This is a genomic window from Mesorhizobium sp. P3_A9 (assembly GCF_056402975.1).
In genome coordinates, this window is sequence record NZ_JBFUGJ010000132.1 from 1 (window position 1) to 15,302 (window position 15,302).

Annotated in this window: 17 protein-coding genes; 5 read left to right on the forward strand and 12 right to left on the reverse strand. The window is 64.6% G+C overall.

Annotated features, from left to right (window positions below; all coding sequences use genetic code 11):
* Positions 1 to 24 precede the first annotated feature (24 nt).
* Positions 25 to 501 (reverse strand): YciE/YciF ferroxidase family protein, encoded by a 477-nt coding sequence (locus tag AC1DX0_RS18540; RefSeq protein WP_477223718.1) that lies wholly within the window; start codon positions 499 to 501, stop codon positions 25 to 27.
* A gap of 386 nt (positions 502 to 887) precedes the next feature.
* Here AC1DX0_RS18540 and AC1DX0_RS18545 point away from each other — a divergent pair, with 386 nt between their 5' ends.
* Complete coding sequence (locus tag AC1DX0_RS18545; RefSeq protein ID WP_477223749.1) at positions 888 to 1,910, forward strand: aminopeptidase; 1,023 nt, start codon at positions 888 to 890, stop codon at positions 1,908 to 1,910.
* 24 nt (positions 1,911 to 1,934) lie between these two features.
* On the opposite strand, the gene AC1DX0_RS18550 is transcribed toward AC1DX0_RS18545, so the two are convergent.
* A complete protein-coding gene (locus AC1DX0_RS18550) occupies positions 1,935 to 3,467 on the reverse strand; it encodes a bifunctional AfsR/SARP family transcriptional regulator/alpha/beta hydrolase (protein ID WP_477356370.1) in 1,533 nt (510 codons plus the stop codon).
* A gap of 187 nt (positions 3,468 to 3,654) precedes the next feature.
* On the opposite strand from AC1DX0_RS18550, the gene AC1DX0_RS18555 reads away from it, so the two are divergent.
* On the forward strand, positions 3,655 to 4,290 hold the full coding sequence (locus AC1DX0_RS18555; RefSeq protein WP_477356372.1) for a class I SAM-dependent methyltransferase: 636 nt from the start codon (positions 3,655 to 3,657) through the stop codon (positions 4,288 to 4,290).
* A gap of 18 nt (positions 4,291 to 4,308) precedes the next feature.
* On the opposite strand, the gene AC1DX0_RS18560 is transcribed toward AC1DX0_RS18555, so the two are convergent.
* The 4 genes from AC1DX0_RS18560 to AC1DX0_RS18575 form a co-directional block, all read right to left on the reverse strand.
* The gene (locus tag AC1DX0_RS18560) at positions 4,309 to 5,130 is read right to left on the reverse strand and encodes a hypothetical protein (protein WP_477356374.1); all 822 of its coding nucleotides are present in this window, start codon (positions 5,128 to 5,130) and stop codon (positions 4,309 to 4,311) included.
* Entirely contained in the window at positions 5,130 to 6,584 is a 1,455-nt protein-coding gene (locus AC1DX0_RS18565; RefSeq protein ID WP_477356376.1) for a glycosyltransferase, read from the reverse strand. Before AC1DX0_RS18565 ends, AC1DX0_RS18560 begins: the two co-directional genes overlap by 1 nt.
* A gap of 728 nt (positions 6,585 to 7,312) precedes the next feature.
* Positions 7,313 to 8,380: a DUF5666 domain-containing protein gene (locus AC1DX0_RS18570; RefSeq protein ID WP_477223713.1), complete on the reverse strand. Its 1,068-nt coding sequence runs from the start codon at positions 8,378 to 8,380 to the stop codon at positions 7,313 to 7,315.
* Positions 8,377 to 9,246, reverse strand: a complete 870-nt coding sequence (locus tag AC1DX0_RS18575) for a DUF6502 family protein (protein WP_477223712.1) — start codon at positions 9,244 to 9,246, stop codon at positions 8,377 to 8,379. The genes AC1DX0_RS18570 and AC1DX0_RS18575 overlap by 4 nt, the downstream gene beginning before the upstream one ends.
* 392 nt (positions 9,247 to 9,638) lie before the next feature.
* Here AC1DX0_RS18575 and AC1DX0_RS18580 point away from each other — a divergent pair, with 392 nt between their 5' ends.
* The gene (locus AC1DX0_RS18580; protein ID WP_477223748.1) at positions 9,639 to 10,028 is read left to right on the forward strand and encodes a Ros/MucR family transcriptional regulator; all 390 of its coding nucleotides are present in this window, start codon (positions 9,639 to 9,641) and stop codon (positions 10,026 to 10,028) included.
* Positions 10,029 to 10,057: 29 nt separating this feature from the next.
* Here AC1DX0_RS18580 and AC1DX0_RS18585 read toward each other — a convergent pair whose 3' ends face one another.
* The 4 genes from AC1DX0_RS18585 to AC1DX0_RS18600 form a co-directional block, all read right to left on the reverse strand.
* Positions 10,058 to 10,510, reverse strand: coding sequence for a hypothetical protein (locus AC1DX0_RS18585; protein WP_477223711.1), 453 nt, complete (start codon positions 10,508 to 10,510; stop codon positions 10,058 to 10,060).
* A gap of 41 nt (positions 10,511 to 10,551) precedes the next feature.
* Positions 10,552 to 10,872 (reverse strand): hypothetical protein, encoded by a 321-nt coding sequence (locus tag AC1DX0_RS18590; RefSeq protein ID WP_477223710.1) that lies wholly within the window; start codon positions 10,870 to 10,872, stop codon positions 10,552 to 10,554.
* 7 nt (positions 10,873 to 10,879) lie between these two features.
* Positions 10,880 to 12,385: a helicase HerA domain-containing protein gene (locus AC1DX0_RS18595; protein WP_477356378.1), complete on the reverse strand. Its 1,506-nt coding sequence runs from the start codon at positions 12,383 to 12,385 to the stop codon at positions 10,880 to 10,882.
* Between the two features lie 269 nt (positions 12,386 to 12,654).
* Entirely contained in the window at positions 12,655 to 13,356 is a 702-nt protein-coding gene (locus AC1DX0_RS18600; protein WP_477356382.1) for a glutathione S-transferase family protein, read from the reverse strand.
* A gap of 254 nt (positions 13,357 to 13,610) precedes the next feature.
* On the opposite strand from AC1DX0_RS18600, the gene AC1DX0_RS18605 reads away from it, so the two are divergent.
* Positions 13,611 to 13,919, forward strand: a complete 309-nt coding sequence (locus AC1DX0_RS18605; protein WP_027046206.1) for a hypothetical protein — start codon at positions 13,611 to 13,613, stop codon at positions 13,917 to 13,919.
* A gap of 66 nt (positions 13,920 to 13,985) precedes the next feature.
* Here AC1DX0_RS18605 and AC1DX0_RS18610 read toward each other — a convergent pair whose 3' ends face one another.
* Complete coding sequence (locus tag AC1DX0_RS18610; protein ID WP_477223708.1) at positions 13,986 to 14,273, reverse strand: hypothetical protein; 288 nt, start codon at positions 14,271 to 14,273, stop codon at positions 13,986 to 13,988.
* Complete coding sequence (locus tag AC1DX0_RS18615; RefSeq protein WP_477223707.1) at positions 14,273 to 14,512, reverse strand: hypothetical protein; 240 nt, start codon at positions 14,510 to 14,512, stop codon at positions 14,273 to 14,275. The genes AC1DX0_RS18610 and AC1DX0_RS18615 overlap by 1 nt, the downstream gene beginning before the upstream one ends.
* 157 nt (positions 14,513 to 14,669) lie before the next feature.
* On the opposite strand from AC1DX0_RS18615, the gene AC1DX0_RS18620 reads away from it, so the two are divergent.
* The coding region (locus tag AC1DX0_RS18620) for an AfsR/SARP family transcriptional regulator (protein ID WP_477356380.1) at positions 14,670 to 15,302 on the forward strand (633 nt) is incomplete at its 3' end.

Here is a 15,302-nt window from a genome sequence, read left to right on the forward strand (position 1 = left end):
ATGCCACCACTTAAGGCCAGGTGATCAATGTGTTTTGTTGATCGACGTGACTGCGAGGTTCGTCAGCTTGTTGTTGGTGGCCTTCTCCTGGTCAAGGATCTCGCTGAGCAGCTTGTGCGCTTCGTCATGCCCGAGGTCCTTTGCCCATTCCCGCAGAGAGCCGTACCGGGAAATTTCGTAGTGCTCGACTGCCTGACAGGCCGCCAGCAGTCCCGAATCGAGGGCAGTTCCTGACGCTTCTTCCATCAGTCCATCGGCTTCCTTGATAAGGCCCTCGATAGCGTCGCACTTCTCGCCAGAGGCCTTCTTGCCTATCGACTTGAACACCTGCTCCAGCTTCCTGATCTGGCCCTTCGTTTCCTCGAGATGGTCTTCCGCAGCTTTCTTCAGCTTGGCGTCCTTCGCGGCCCCGGCCACTTTGGGCAAAGCTTTGATAATCGCGTTTTCGGCATAATACATGTCTTGAAGCGTATGCTCGAAAATATCGGCCAACGTTTTCATCATAGTGCTCCTTTGCCCGAATTGGCTTTGGGAGAAAGAGCGGGCGAGGCAAATCGTTCCGTGCTTCACGGGAACCGGATGTATCAACCTGCCTGCGTGCGCAACTCGCGCTTCAAGCAACACTGCTGCCCAAGCCCGCATCCATCACCGCCAGTATGCCCTGCGCCGTCGCCTTGACGGTGGGGCGGGCGCCGTCGCGTATCCATAGGCGAATGGCCGCCTTGCCAGTCCTGCCTATTCGAAAGTCCGACCTGCTGCCCCCCGCCAGGTCTTGACGAAAATCGGTGCGCCTGACACGAGGGCAAATGGGGCATTCGCGCCATGGAAGATGAGCAGGCGGTGGGCAAGCTGTGAAGCGTTTTTTTCGATTGCTTGCCGCTGTGGTCATGGCGTCCGGCGTGGCCGGCTGCACCAGCGTTTCCTACTACGCGCAGTCGCTGGAGGGCCATGTGCAGATCATGGCCGCGCGGAAAGTTGTCGGAAAGCTCATCCACGATCCCTCGACGCCTATGGCATTGCGCACGAAGTTGACGTCGGCGAGCGCCATACGTCGCTTTGCCACGGATGAGCTGGCGCTCCCCGATAACAGCAGCTACCGCAGCTATGTCGACATCGGTCGGGACAACGTGACCTTGGCCGTTTTTGCCGCGCCGCAATTCTCGCTCACGCCGATAACATGGTGCTTTCCGGTCTTCGGCTGCGTTCCGTACCGGGGTTACTTTTCCCAGAAATCCGCGGCTGAAAGCGCTGCCGAATTGCAGCGACAAGGGCTGGACGTCTACGTCTCGGGCGTCACCGCCTATTCCACGCTGGGCTGGTTCAGCGACCCGCTGCTCAGCACCATGCTGCGTCAGAACGACACCTATCTCGCCAGCCTCATCTTCCATGAACTGGCGCATCAGAAAATCTATGTGAACGGCGACTCCGCGTTTAACGAGGCTTTCGCGGTCGCCGTCGAAACCACCGGGGTGAGGAAATGGCTGCGCGCCACCGGCAATCGCGCCGGACTGCGCAGTTACGAAACCGATCGCCAGCGCAAAGCGGATTTTCTCGGACTGATAGCGAAAACCCGGGACGAGCTGAGGCAGGTCTATGGCAGCCCCCGCACCTCGCAGCAGATGGCTGCCGCCAAAACAGCCGCGATCGACAGGCTGCGGGTGCGCTACCGGCAAATGCGCGACAGGCGCTGGGCCGGATATCGCGGATACGATGCCTGGTTCAATAACCCCATCAACAACGCAAAGCTCGCCGCGACGTCCGTCTACGGCGAACAGGTTCCGGCGTTCCTTCGCCTTTATGATTTATGCTCAGGCGATTATCCAAGGTTCTATGCTTCCGTTCGGCGGATCGCGGCATTGCCCGAGCCTTCCCGCGCGGAGGCACTGAGCAACGCTACGACGTGTCATTGACGTTGACCAGCACGGCGGCCGGCCTCACCGTCGGCTCGTCATCGCCGCGATCGTCTCCAACAGCACCCCCTGCTCTCCCACCCAGAACCAGTGATCCTCCCCCTCCACCTCGACAAACCGCGCTCCCGGTATCCGCGCCGCCAGATACCGCCCGGCCTCCACGCGCACGGCCCGGTCGCCAGTGCGGTGCAGGACCAGCGTCTTGGCCGTGACCTTTGACAGCAGCGGCCGCACATCGGTATCGCGCAGCGCTTGAAGCAGGCCGGCGACGGCGCCGGGGCTGGAGGCGGCCCTGAGCAGGCCGGCCCACCAGGCGCGGGCCTGGCGGTCGGCGGCGACGCTGGGCGCGAAAGTTTCGATTTCCGCCGGGCCGCCCCAGCCGGCGAGCAGGCGCTGCTGCCAGAGGTCGTATTGCGCCGATGTCAGCGCGAAGGGATAGTCGGGCGCGTGGCTGCCCTTGGCCAGCGAGCCCCAGAGAACCAGCCCGGTCAGGCGGTCGGGGTGGTCGACGGCAAAGCGGATGCAGCCCGGCCCGCCCTCCGAGGCGCCGACCAGCAAGGCTTTGCGGCTGCCGGCCGCATCCATCACTGCCAGAATGTCGCGCGCGGTGGCCTCGACGGTSGGGCGGGCGCCGACGCGGTCGGACAGGCCCATGCCGCGCCGGTCGAACAGGATCAGSCGGCCRAGSCGCGAMACMGCAKTGAGCCAGGCGCGGCAGCTCCTGTCTTCCCAGAYSCGYTCGACATGCGARATGAASCCSGGMACMAGCACGATGTCSRYCGGGCCSYTGCCGACGRTYTGGTAGGCGATATGGATGCCGTCCACYTSGAYATAGCGSGTTCTCGGCACCTCGGCATCGCTCGCGCGCAGCAGAGCGAGCGTGGCGGGGTCGGGCGTCACGCCGAGTTCGTCGCGCAGCAGCCGCGCAGAGGTTTCGCCCTGGCGCTCGGCCGCCGCCCGGTCACCGGCCGCCAGATGGGCGCGGATCAGGTGGCGGTGCGCGCTTTCGCTCAGGGGATCGAGGGCCGCCAGGCGGGTGGCATGCAGCACCGCGCCGCGCGGTTCGCCCCCGGCGATCTTGGCCTCGACCAACCGCTCCAACGCCTGCACCAGCCGGCTGCGCAAGGCCTCGCGGCGGAAGAACACCCATTCCTCGAATTCGGGACAAGCCGGCAGCGAGAAACCGGCGAGATAGTCGCTGGTGTAGAGGCCGGCGGCATCGTCGAGCAGCCCGGCGTCGCAGGCGTGCTCGAAGGCCCGGGAGTCGGCCTCAACGAACAGCGGCGCGCGCACCATCAGGGATGCCGCGCTGGCTGATATGACCTCCTCGCCGAACGCGATGCGGATCTTGTAGAGCGTGCGCCGCAGGCGGGCGCGGGCGGCTTCCGCGTCGGCCTCGGGCCAGAGCAGTGTGGCGGCGACGTCGCGCGCCACCGGTCCGCCGGCCTCGGCCAAGTAGATGACGAGCGCCGCAGCCTTGCGCAAGGCAAGCTCCACCGGCCGCCCGTTCAGCCGGAACTCCGGAAAACCCAGAAGTCTGAGTTGTATCAGTTCCATCGATCCGCACGCGGCCGCCCGGTCAAAGGACGCTGAGGGGACGCCGGCCTTCTATCCCCGGTTTCGAGCCGATCCGGCCCGATCAACTCCCTTGGAGCGAGAAATGTCACCGGTCAATACATCAAGCCATCGCACAGCAGAACCGCTAGCCGACGGCGTCCCTGCCGCCAGGCATGGAGGCTGAGCCATGTGCCAGACCTGCCTCTCCTGGTATGCGCGCTGCATCGCCCCTTACTTCGTCCACGCCGGCTGCTCGGCCAGCGCATTCACGCATATGCGCAGGCGCGTCATCCCGCGGGCGCAAGGTGTCGTCGTCGAAGTCGGCTTCGGCTCAGGCCTCAACTTGCCCTATTACGACGCCGCCAGGGTGGAGCGGCTGRTSGGCGTCGATCCCGACGGCACGATGCTCGGCYTSGCCGCACCGAAGAGCAGCGCCTCACCCTTCCCAGTCGAATGCATCCGCGCCAGCGGCGAAAGCCTGCCCTTGGCCGATGGCTTCGCCGACACGGTGGTCGTCACCTATGCCTTCTGCACCATTCCGGACCCCGAGGCCGCGCTGAGCGAAATCCGCCGCATCCTGAAGCCGACGGGCCGGCTGATCTTCATCGAGCACGGCCAGGCCGAGGGGCCGCGCTGCCGCCGGTGGCAGGAGCGCTTGAACCGGCTGTGGGGATCGATCGCCGGCGGCTGCCACCTTAACCGCGATCCGCTGCGCCTGATCGGCGGGGCGGGCTTCCGCCTCATCGAAGTGCAGCACGGGCGGTTTCCCTTGCCCCTGTGGCAATTGGGCAGCCACCACGCCGGCATCGCGGCGGTGGGCTGACCGGCCTTCGCCAGCGCCTCACCAGAAGCCGACGAGCGACCTCAGCATCGCGGCCGGGCCAACCGCCTCGCGGCAGATCTGGCGAAACCCGGACCGGCCTGTGGCGTCCAGCACGTCGTCGTCGACGGCGCGCAGGATGGCGCGGGCATTGCGCCATCCCATCCTGGCCAGCGCCGATGTCAGCTCGGCGCGGGCGGGGTCGAAGGTCTTCTCATCCGCCGGACTGTCGGCGGGATCAAAATCATTGCTCGCGCCGAGCGTGTGCCTGGGGAGAGCCACCACCCGGCGGGCATCGAAGACCGAGGCAAGATCGAGAAAACGCGAGATCGAACCCAGGCAATCGGCCGGATCTGAAACCAACTGCTCATAGCGCACGAAATGCACCGGCGCGCCGGAGCGGCGAAGCGCATCCATGGCGAAATAGAACTGGTTCCAGTAATCGGCCGGCGAATGGAACCTGTATTCCATGCGCTTCGGCTCGRTGAAATCCTGCCTGACGTCGAAGGGCTGCGTGAGAAACGAAGCGAGATTCCCGTTCGGCTTGAAAATCGTGTCGTTTCTGGCAAGGCGGAACCACGACAGGATCTGGCTGACCGGATCCTTGCTCAGGACGACAATGGGCAGGTCGCCATACTGTATGTCGCGCCCGTTCATGAGCGCCGGAAAGACCCCATGTTTCCAGAAGCCGTGATCGAAGACGATTTGTACGCCGAGATAGCGTTCGAGCAGATACTTCGCCAGATTGGTGCCGGATCGCGGCGTCCCCATCACCCGCACGGCAACAGTGCCGGAGCGCTCCCGCGCCCCGCCAAGCGTCGACATATCGACAATGGTTCCCATCACGCCCCGCGAAAAACCGGTTGATCGGCTGCCAATGCGCCGGGCTGCTTGGCCGCCGCCGCCGGATTCGGCCCGTAAATTCTCGGTGCGAGATCGTCTGAGCCAACCTCTGCGACAGCGTCGGCTCCTGCGACAGGGTCGGTTTCCGCGACAGCGTCGATGGCCGCGACGTGGTCGACAATGGTCGCGAAAAACGCGCGCTCGCGGATCGGGCGGTAGCGCGACGCGATGATGTGGCGCAATTCCGCCAGCCAGACCGGATCGGTGCAGGCCTTGGCGACCGCGGCGCACCAGCCTTCGACGTCGCGCGCGGGAATGGTCGGCATCAGCCCCTGCGTCGCCTCCGTCAGCGACGGCGCATCCGAAATCAGCACCGGCAGCCCGAAATCGAGGCACTCGGCGGCACCCAGGCCCCAGCCTTCGACCGCGGAGGGATAGACGCTGAATTCGGCGTCCCGGTAGAGTTCCGCCAGCTCCCGGTCGCTGAGGTTGGAGCGGAACTCGACATGTTCGGCAAGTTCCGGATGCTGCGCCATGAAGGCGGKGAGCTCCTCATACATCCAGCCCCAGCGGCCGCACAGCACGAGCGTCGGCAGCCGCTCACCCAGCAGCGGCAACAGCCGGTGCCAGACCTTGAGCAGCAGGATGTGGTTTTTGCGGATCTCGATCGTCGAGCAGTAGAGGACGAACTTGCGATCCCGGTTTTGCCGCTCAGTGGACATCTCCCGGTCGCTGACGCCTTCCCTGAGAAAGGCGCCGGGCGATGCAACCGCGACCCGCGGAACCCGGCCAAGGCCGGAGGCCTTGGCATGGCACTTCACCCGGTCGGCGGTGTATTTCGAGACGCAGACGAGCAGCTGCGCATTGTCCAGCTGCCATGCCGTGTTGCGGACGAAACCGCGCGCGTGATGCGGCCCGACGAATTGCGGGAAGTCGATCGGAATGAGGTCGTGCATCAAGGTGAAGATGCCGCTTTTGGCTTTCTTTCCGGCGAACTTGCCCGAGGCCAGTTCGTGCACGCTGGCGCTGGACAGAAAGCATATGGCGTTTTCATCCTTCAGCGGATCCCCGCTGTCGAGCCTGCTTGGGCGCAGCGCCGACTTCACGATCTTGAACAGCCGAATGGCTGTCTTGGACAGCTGAAACTTGACGCCGCGTCGCTTCTCGGCCCCCGACAGGAAGATCGCCGCCACGCGATCGAACTCGCGCCCAGCAGAGAACGGTGCCGCCCGCATGATCGACAGCACTTTCCACAGCCGCGCCAGATACGAGCTTCCCTCACCGCCAATCGGTTGCGGCAGATCGCCGTCGACCAGCCGACGGAGATAGCGAAGTTCCGTTTCGTCGAGCCTTTGACCTTGCCCCCAGGCGTCGACGATGAAGAAGCCGACCGGCGAGCCCTTCCATCGCAGCGCCTGACGGATGAGCGCCGTTTCGACGCGCGGGATGCCCACTGGCGGATGCGGCCCCCAACGAAACGGCAGGGAGGCATCAATATACAGTTTTTTCAATGGTTTACCTTCGAGGTTGCTTCACCGAAAATCGACTCGATCCGGAGGCAACAAGATCCGTGGCGGCCAAAGCCGCGTCATTTCGGCCGCATCATTTCGGATTGTCTTGCCTTGTTCCGAGGCCCGAGGGTTTCGAACCTCAGGTGTCGATCTGATGTATGTGGGAAATTTACCCACGTCAAGAGTGCGCGGTTGACTTGTGGGTAATTTTCCCACACATTGAGTCCGTTAGTGACTGTGAGAGGAAAGGAAGCCAGGACATTCCATAGGATTCAGCGGACCGTCCGCCCCCCGTATGGTCCGCGGAAAGCAGCCGTACCAAAAAAGCTCACGCCCCTACCCAACGAGCCCCGTACGGCTGTGCCGGCCGGTTCCGTCTATCGCAAAGGACGGACCGGCCGGATCGTTGCTGTCTCCTGCTCAATTCCGTTGCAATAACGGCCAGCCGTTCGCGCTGCCCCTCACCTGCCTGCCGGCATCCTCTCCCCGTATAGTGACGGGGAGAGGGACGCTGTCATCGGCGGCTTCGCCAATCACCAACGTTGCAAGAAGAACGCCGGCGTCGCGGCCAGCCCCTCTCGCCCCGTTTACGGGGAGAGATGTCCGGCAGGACAGTGAGGGGCAGCGCCGACGCCGGAGATTACGGCGTCCGGCCAAGATGATGCGTCGGCCTAAGGTGCGCCCGGCCCACCAGGGCCACCCGGCCCGCCGGGTCCCCCCGGCCCCCCAGGTCCTCCAGGTACGCCCGGTCCAGTCGGTGCGCCCGGCCCGGTCGGTCCCCCGGGAAGCCCGCCGGGCGGCATGCCAGGCTGGTTTGGCGATGGCCCGCCGGCACCGTGCCCACGCGACGCCGATACGATGTTGCCCTCGCGATCGAACCCGACCTCGATAAACGCCCGGACAGCAGCCGTCGATTTCACATCGCCGTTCTGATTGTCGACGGCGATGCCCAGACCCGATTCCAGCAATTGTCCGCGACGCTGCAGAAACGTCTCGTAGAGAACATCCGCGACATGGGCCTGCGGCACCGGCGTTTCCGCTTCCAGATGCACGATCTTGTATCCGCCCGTGGCCTTGGTGAGGGTCAGCTGAACGCGCCGGTTTGCCAGTGGCGACGATCCGGGTCCGATCTTGAGCCGCCCGACCAGCAACGCGCCCGATCTTGCGACCGCCAGGCCGCGAACCAGATAGTGCGTTTCATCCGGCCTGGCCTCCACCAGGCTGGCAACGATTTTCCCGTCGGGCCGGCGAATGCCGTGGACAGCCACGATATCGCCCACCCCGACAGTCAATGCCTCCGCAAGCTGGCTGATGTCGACCTGCTGTCCCAGCACCCGCATCGAGCCGGCGGTCTTGCGCTCGACCGGTCCCACCACCTCGCTGGTGACATGGATGGCGTAGGTGATCACGCGATCGGCCTTTTGGACCACCGCGACGCGCACGACATGCCCGACCTTCAGGCTGTTCGGGGCAACGCGGACGCCGTCGATCCAGACCGGCACGTCAGGCTGATACTGAACCCGCACGCCATTGACGAAAATGCTGCCGAAGCGCTGGATCGTCCCGACGATGCCGGTGCCGCCGATGCCCTGGTCGCCGTCGGTGCCCGCCGTCCAGCCGGTGCCGCCAATACCCTGGTCTTTCGGCTGTTCGGTCGTCCTTGCAAGCAGGCTGAAAAACACCGCCGGCACGGCGGCTGCGAGCGTCAGGAAACCCCGTCTCGTCGGCCTGCCGCTCATGCCGTCTCTCCGCCGGCATCCTTGTTCTCAGATGACTCCTCGGCAACCAGCGACGTGCCGTCGGCAGTGAGGATATAGACACCCCAATTCCACCGGCTGGTGCCGCCGGGATCGCTTTGAATGGCCTGGTTTGCGTATTTGTTGAGGCGCAGCAGCGTTTCGACAGCGATTTCGCGGCTGTAGGCCTCGAGCGACCTGGCAAGCTCTTCCGACAGCCCGTCATAATGGACGGCGCGCTCGAGGAAGGGCGGCGCGTCGGCCAGGACGTTCTCGACCGAGGCGGCCGCGTGATCGCCGAGATTGCGGGCAAAATAGTAGAGCCGGACCTCGCCGTCGCCGCGCGGCACCATCGCCCCTTCCATCAGGACGATGCGATCCTTGCTGTCGATCTCGACCAGCTCTCGGTCGAGCCAGTCGTCCAGCACGGCGCGTGGCCTGAGATCACGGGTCACCGATTCGACCAGGCCGGCAAAGGACGGCTCGCCGGCCTCGCTCGTCCGCGCCAGCGGCAACGGCACGCCCTTGGCGTCGACGAACAGCGGATCGGCCAGCCAGCGCGCGACGATGGCGCTCGTCCTGGACACGGAATCAGGCACCACCCGCACCGGAGCGCCCGCCCCTCTCAGCCGACTGACTTCCTTCCTGTGAACGCCCGTCAGCAGGCTGACCCGGCTATCGGTTTGCTGCTTGTCCGGCAAGGCGAACTCATGCTCCGCCACATTGACGTAGAGCTGTCGCAGCAGGTCGACGAAGGCCGGAAACGTCACCCCGCACTTGATGGCGAGCCGCACCAGCGGGCGAAGAACCCGGTTCAACGCGTTCTGGACGCCCGCGGCATCCAGATATTGTCCCGCCGATTTGCTCATCGTCGCCTTCACTTCTCAATCGCGAGATCGATCATCCATCCCTCGGAAATTCCTGCCGAAAATAGCTTGTGGGAAATGCTTCCACAAGGGTGCCGGCCAAAGAAGCGACATCGGCGGTCCTTCTTTCGCGTCAGTTCCGGTTGCCTGCACCCTATGGGGGAACAACGCTTTCGACTTGGCCAAATCATCTTGGTTCACGCCAGTTGACACGTGTGAAATTTTCCCACAACTATGTTCGGGCAGAATGTAACCCCAGATCATGCGCGTCAAGGAGAAGCCTTTTGAAGAAGCCTTATGTCAGACCAACCATCGTCCGGGCCGGAGGGATTTTCGAAGAAACGCCTGATGAGGTCACCGACGGCGCCGGCTCATATGCCGGCAACGGAAAGACCATCGATCCGGTCATTTCCATAACCGCCGATATCGTGTCGTCCTATGTCTCGAACAATCCCATTCCCGCCGCCGAGCTTCCCGACTTCATCGGAAAGATACACGCATCGATCCGGAATATTTCGGATGGCGTTGCCGATGGCGGGCCTGATGAGATCAGATATGCCGTGCCCGTGAAAAAATCCGTCACGCCGGATTTCATCATCTGCCTGGAGGACGGCAAGCGTTTCAAATCGCTGAAGCGGCATATCGAGACGAATTACGGCCTGACGCCGGAGCAGTATCGAAAGAAATGGAACCTGCCTTCCAGCTACCCGATGGTGGCGCCGAACTATTCCGCGACCCGCTCGCAACTCGCCAAATCCATGGGGCTCGGCCGAAAATCAAAATAGGCAGTTGGAGGCGGCGCGGCGCACCAACCTCACCAGAAGCCGATGAACGACCTCGCTATCGCCGCCGGACCGATCGCCTTCCGGCAGGTTTTGCGAAATCCAGCCCGGCCCGTTGCATCGAGCACGTCATCGTCGATGTCGCGCAGGATGCGGCGCGCATTACGCCATCCGATCCTGGCGAGCGCGGATGCCAGGTCCGCGCGCGCGGGATCGAACGGACCCTGCTTGGCGGCCGGGTCCGCGGGGCGGTCGATGTCATTGCTGGCGCCGATCGCGTGCCGTGGAATGGTCACGGTGGCGCCGGCGTCGAAAGGCGGGGACAGGTCGAGAAAACGCGAAATCGAAGCGAGGCAAAGCGCCGGCGTTGCAACGAGCTGCTCATAGCTGACGAAATGCACCGGTGCGCCGGTGCGGCGCAGGGCTTCCAGAGCAAAGTAGAACTGGTTCCAGTAATCGGCAGGTGTGCGGAACCTGTAGGTCATCTTGGGCCGCGTGAAATCCTGCCTGATTTCGAAAGGCCCGTTCAGGAACGGTCCAAGATGTCTGGCCGGCCTGAAAAGGCTGTCGTTCCTGCTGAAACGGAACCATGACAGAGCTGGGTAATGGGATCCTTGCTCATCACGAGGATGGGCAAGTCGCCATATCCGAGGTCGCGCCCGCTCATCAGGGCCGGAAAGATCCCATGCTTCCAAAAGCCCTGGTCGAAGACGACAGGCACGACAAGATGGGTTTCGACCAGGTGCTTGGCGAGATTGGTGCCGGAGCGCGGCGTCCCCATGATGCGCACCCGGGCGGCATTGCCGCCAGGCTGCCCCTGCGATCTGCCGGGAGTTGAACGCGTCATAGCCCCCTCACAGCGCCAGGCTCCCCTGCTCCACCTCCTCGGCGTTGGGGTCGCCTGGGGCCGTGGCCCAGGCGAGTTCAACCAGCGTCACGGTGCGCTTTCCGGTGCCGTCGAGCTGGCAGACGATGAGGCCTTGCTCCTCGATATAGGTCAAGAGACGCCGGGCGCGGCGCAGCGAGTGCGAACCGTAGGCGCGCGCGATCGCGGCGTCGCTCGGGCACGGCCAGGCCTCCTTCGCCGCCCGCGCGATCATCATGAACACGCCCTGCATGTCGTCGGGCAGCAGCGATGCGCGGACGGAAACGTCCCGCCAAGCGTCATCACCTGCCGCCATGTCTGAGCCGAGGCCGGCGCGGGCGCGCGTCAGCATGCGGCGAAACTCAGGCAGGTCAGGCACCACCGAGGCGAGGCCCTCGATGCGGCAGCGCACCACGAATTCCTGGTAGAGCACGCCGATGACGCGAAAGCCTGCATCGGGCTGCGCCAGAATGGCGCGCAGCACGCGGTCCACCCGCTCGCGCCGTTCCGCCAGGTCCTCGGCGCTGATTTGCGGCTCCGCCGGTTCGGGGCGGATTTCCAGCGCCGCCGACTTCGCCGCCATCAGCTGGTCGAGCAGGTCGGGTGACGCCACCCGGCGCGGCGCGCGCATCGTCTCGGGCGGCGGCGCCGCCAGGATGATGGCGCGGGCATCCTCGAGTGCTGCTTCCGGCATCGCCATCAGCCGCGGCGTGCCGTTGCGCGGGCTGGTGTCGGTCGGGCCGATGCGCAGGCCGAGCGGCCGGCGCGACAGCGCCGGTCCCAGCGCCATGAACTGCCCGCGCTCCAGGTCGCGWAAGGCTTCCGCCTGCCGCCGTTCCATGCCGAGCAGATCGGCGGCGCGCGCCATGTCGATGTCGAGGAAGGTGCGGCCCATGAGGAAATTGGAGGCTTCCGCAGCGACATTCTTGGCAAGCTTGGCCAGCCGCTGCGTGGCGATGATGCCGGCCAGCCCGCGCTTGCGGCCACGGCACATCAGATTGGTCATGGCGCCGAGCGAGAGTTTGCGCGCCTCGTCCGACACCTCGCCCGCCACCGCCGGCGCGAACAGCTGCGCCTCATCGACCACCACCAGCATCGGATACCAGTGATCGCGGGCAACCTCGAACAGCCCGCCAAGGAAGGCGGCGGCGCGCCGCATCTGGTTCTCGGCGTCGAGCCCTTCGAGATTGAGCACGGTGGAAACGCGGTGGATGCGCGCCCGCTCGCCGGCCGCCTGCAGGCCGCGCTCGGTATGCTCCTCGGCATCGATCACCAGATGGCCGTAGCGCTCGCCGAGCGAGACGAAGTCGCCTTCGGGATCGATGATGGTCTGCTGGACCCAGGGCGCGCTCTGCTCCAAGAGCCGCCGCAACAGATGCGACTTGCCGGARCCCGAATTGCCYTGCACCAGAAGGCGGGTCGCCAGCARTTCCTCGAGATCGAGGTTAGCTGGGGCGCCCGCCGTGGTGTGTCCCATCTCGATCGCAACGGTCATGTCTCGACTCAAAAAGGTCTCCTGCGCGGCATGGGGCTTAGCAACCCAGCTGCTGCCCGTCGAGCACCGATGGCCGACCGTGGGGTGTTGCACACAGGTGTGAGGGACAACGAAGGGTCCGTAAGGGGTGGTCGTCGGCCTGTGGATAGTAACCACCTGTTCACCATGCGCCAGCGTTCCGATTGAAGGCGTCCGGCATCCGCGTAGCCTGACCTTGCATCGCGCCCCAACGAGATGCACCCCAACGCCCCAAATGGCGGCCGGCGTCTTCAAGTTTCCTTTGTGTATACGCCGGTCGTCAGTTTGCCCCCTACCGCTCCCAGCTTACGCGCGTTGCGCGACACCGGCGGCAAAGGCGGCGCATCCAGCCCCTCGAAAGGGTCGCGCCAGGCGTCGATGGCTTCGAGCCGGCGATACCAACTGATGAGCACGGGATAGTCGGCGAGCGGCAGGCCGGCGACATCGTTGAAGGGCAGGAAGGTCGCCATGCGAAAATCGGCATAGGAGACCCGGTCTCCGAGCAGCCATTGCCGGTTGCCAAGCGCTGCCTCCAGGATTGCCGCCATTGTATCGAAGAGCCTCAGCCCCTCTTCGACCAGCTGATGGTCGATTGGACCCAGATGATAGCGCTGCTTGGTGCCGCGCTCGAAATGCACSRTGTCGCAGGCCCGCGCAAAATTCTCCTTGCCCCAGCTCAGCCAKCGGATCATGTCGGGCTCGTCATCACCGGTGCGCCAGAAATCCGATCCGACGTCGCGCGACAGCCGGCAGGCTATGGCGTCCGCTTCCCAAAGACTGCCGCCCGGCCACGCCAGTATCGGGAGGGAAAGGTTGGGATTAAGCGGCCGGAAGCGCTCCGCTTGCCCCGGCGCGAAGGGTGACGCGAATTCGAAGGTCACCCCGGCCATGAGATGACGCGCCACCGCGACCGCCAGGCGCGGATTGGGATTGCGGCTGAAATACAGTTTCATATCGCCCACAGCCGGCATCGGCTCGATCTTGTCACGCATGAATGCCTCTCCTTGTCCTGGCCAACATCGCCAGACCTAGGACGGAGGCGGTCGATGCAATCCGACATTTCGTTCATTTCCCCCGAACCGGGGGCCAGGGTGCATCAAGGCGTTTTGGCTGCCAATCGAAACTGGACGGATGGCGCAAAGTTTGGGTTGACCGCCCCTGATGGCGAGGCGACACTTCCCCTCGGACCAAGGCAGGAGGAATTGCGATGGACGAGCCCGAACGGTGGCGSCACATGTCGACGGCGCCCAAGGACGGCAGCCGGATCCTGGTCACGGTCCGTCCCTCCGAACAGGGACCGGCGGAAGTCGACCTCGCCTACTGGGCGCGCGGCGACCAGTTCGCCGGCGAAGGCTGGCGCGCGTCGGATTCCTCACCTGGCCGCGTCGTCGAATACGCCGACCCCGAGCTGAAATGCTGGATGCCCCTGCCCTCGGCCAATCTCAGCCGCGGCGGCTCGCTGCCGGCGCCCTGGGAAGGCGAGGATGCCCAGCAGTTGGATGGCTCGGGGATTTAGCGACAGGACATAGCTACCGATCGCCCAAGTGGGGGAGATTGGCAGCTTCACCGTCGGCGCCACAAGTCACTTCAATGCAATATCTCGCGGCTTCGGGGTTTTCGGACCTTGCAGCGTCCTCCCGCTGCGGCGGGCCAAGCGGTTTCGGATCGCGGCCGAGAGGCTCCGGAGCGCAGCTGCCACGCGAGCAGATAACCCTGCCTTTGGTCCGGCAGGCTTCGCGTCCAGCGGCGACGGCTCGAAGCTCAGGCGGTCGACCAGCGCCGCGGCGTCGCGCCAGTCGGACGGCACGTCGTCCCAGATGGAAATCGCGAAATTCCGGCCGAATGGTGGATGTTTGTTGTCTGGGTGCATCAAATTGTTCCTTCAGCGCGCAGGATGCGAGGGAAGCGCCGCGCCCGTACGACACGCCCGCACCAGCGGATCGCGGAGGCCAAGGGATTGCGTACCGCCGATGCCCGCCAGGCCAGCTGCCTGTCGAGATAGCGCGCGAGCGCAAGATCATGCCGCAGCGGTGCTACCCCGCCGGACCGCGAATTTTCCCAGGGATCATCGTGCCAGATGGGCCAGTCGGTCGAGCTTAGGGGCGGCATGGCGTCCTCCTGAGGTGAGGTTGTTTGATCCCCGAAATTGTCCTCCACCGCCGTGAGACGCGCGTTGGAACAAGCGTGATGGATTCGTGAAAAGCGCCGCTTCGGCAAAATCACAGTTGAAATGGGGGCAGCTACGCGAAAGGATCGCCGGGAAGTTGTGGCGGATCCGATGGCGCACCCTCACCTCAATCTGCTCGGTGGTTTCGACTTTGCTGGCGATGCGGCGGCAGTGCCGGTTCTCAGCCGCAAGGCGCGCGCCATGGTTGCCTATCTCGCCTTGCAATCGCGACACTCGCAGTCGCGCGAGAAGCTTGCCGCCCTGCTGTGGGGCGCCAACAGCGAGCCCCAGGCCCGCATGAACCTGCGGCAGGCCCTGTCCGGCGTCAGGAAGGCGATGCACGCTTCTGGCAACGGCAGGTTCCTGACCAACGGCGACAGCATCACCTTCAATCTCGACGATCTTGATTTCGATGTCGCACGCTTTGAGACACTGGCCGCCGGCGCCGCGCCGGAGCAACTCGAGCAGGCTCTTGTGTTCTATCGTGGCGATCTTCTCGAGGGCTTCGGTCTGAACGAGGAGCCTTTTGAAGACTGGCTCAGGGTGGAGCGCGAGCGATTGAGGACAGTCGCCGTCGCGGTGCTGGAGAAACTCGTCGCCCATTACTCCACAACGAACGATCTGGCATCAGGCGTGCGGGCGGCGACGCGTCTACTGACCATGGAGCCCCTGCGGGAAGACATCCACCGGGCCCTGATGCGAGCCTTTGCGGCTCAGGGCCGGATCAATCTT

Excerpts from the sequence above, each read along its gene's own strand:
- AC1DX0_RS18540 (WP_477223718.1), bottom strand. The coding sequence starts at position 501 with ATGAAAACGTTGGCCGATATTTTCGAGCATACGCTTCAAGACATGTAT.
- AC1DX0_RS18545 (WP_477223749.1), top strand. The coding sequence starts at position 888 with ATGGCGTCCGGCGTGGCCGGCTGCACCAGCGTTTCCTACTACGCGCAG.
- AC1DX0_RS18570 (WP_477223713.1), bottom strand. The coding sequence starts at position 8,380 with ATGAGCGGCAGGCCGACGAGACGGGGTTTCCTGACGCTCGCAGCCGCC.
- AC1DX0_RS18575 (WP_477223712.1), bottom strand. The coding sequence starts at position 9,246 with ATGAGCAAATCGGCGGGACAATATCTGGATGCCGCGGGCGTCCAGAAC.
- AC1DX0_RS18585 (WP_477223711.1), bottom strand. The coding sequence starts at position 10,510 with ATGACCTACAGGTTCCGCACACCTGCCGATTACTGGAACCAGTTCTAC.
- AC1DX0_RS18590 (WP_477223710.1), bottom strand. The coding sequence starts at position 10,872 with ATGACGCGTTCAACTCCCGGCAGATCGCAGGGGCAGCCTGGCGGCAAT.
- AC1DX0_RS18610 (WP_477223708.1), bottom strand. The coding sequence starts at position 14,273 with ATGCACCCAGACAACAAACATCCACCATTCGGCCGGAATTTCGCGATT.
- AC1DX0_RS18615 (WP_477223707.1), bottom strand. The coding sequence starts at position 14,512 with ATGCCGCCCCTAAGCTCGACCGACTGGCCCATCTGGCACGATGATCCC.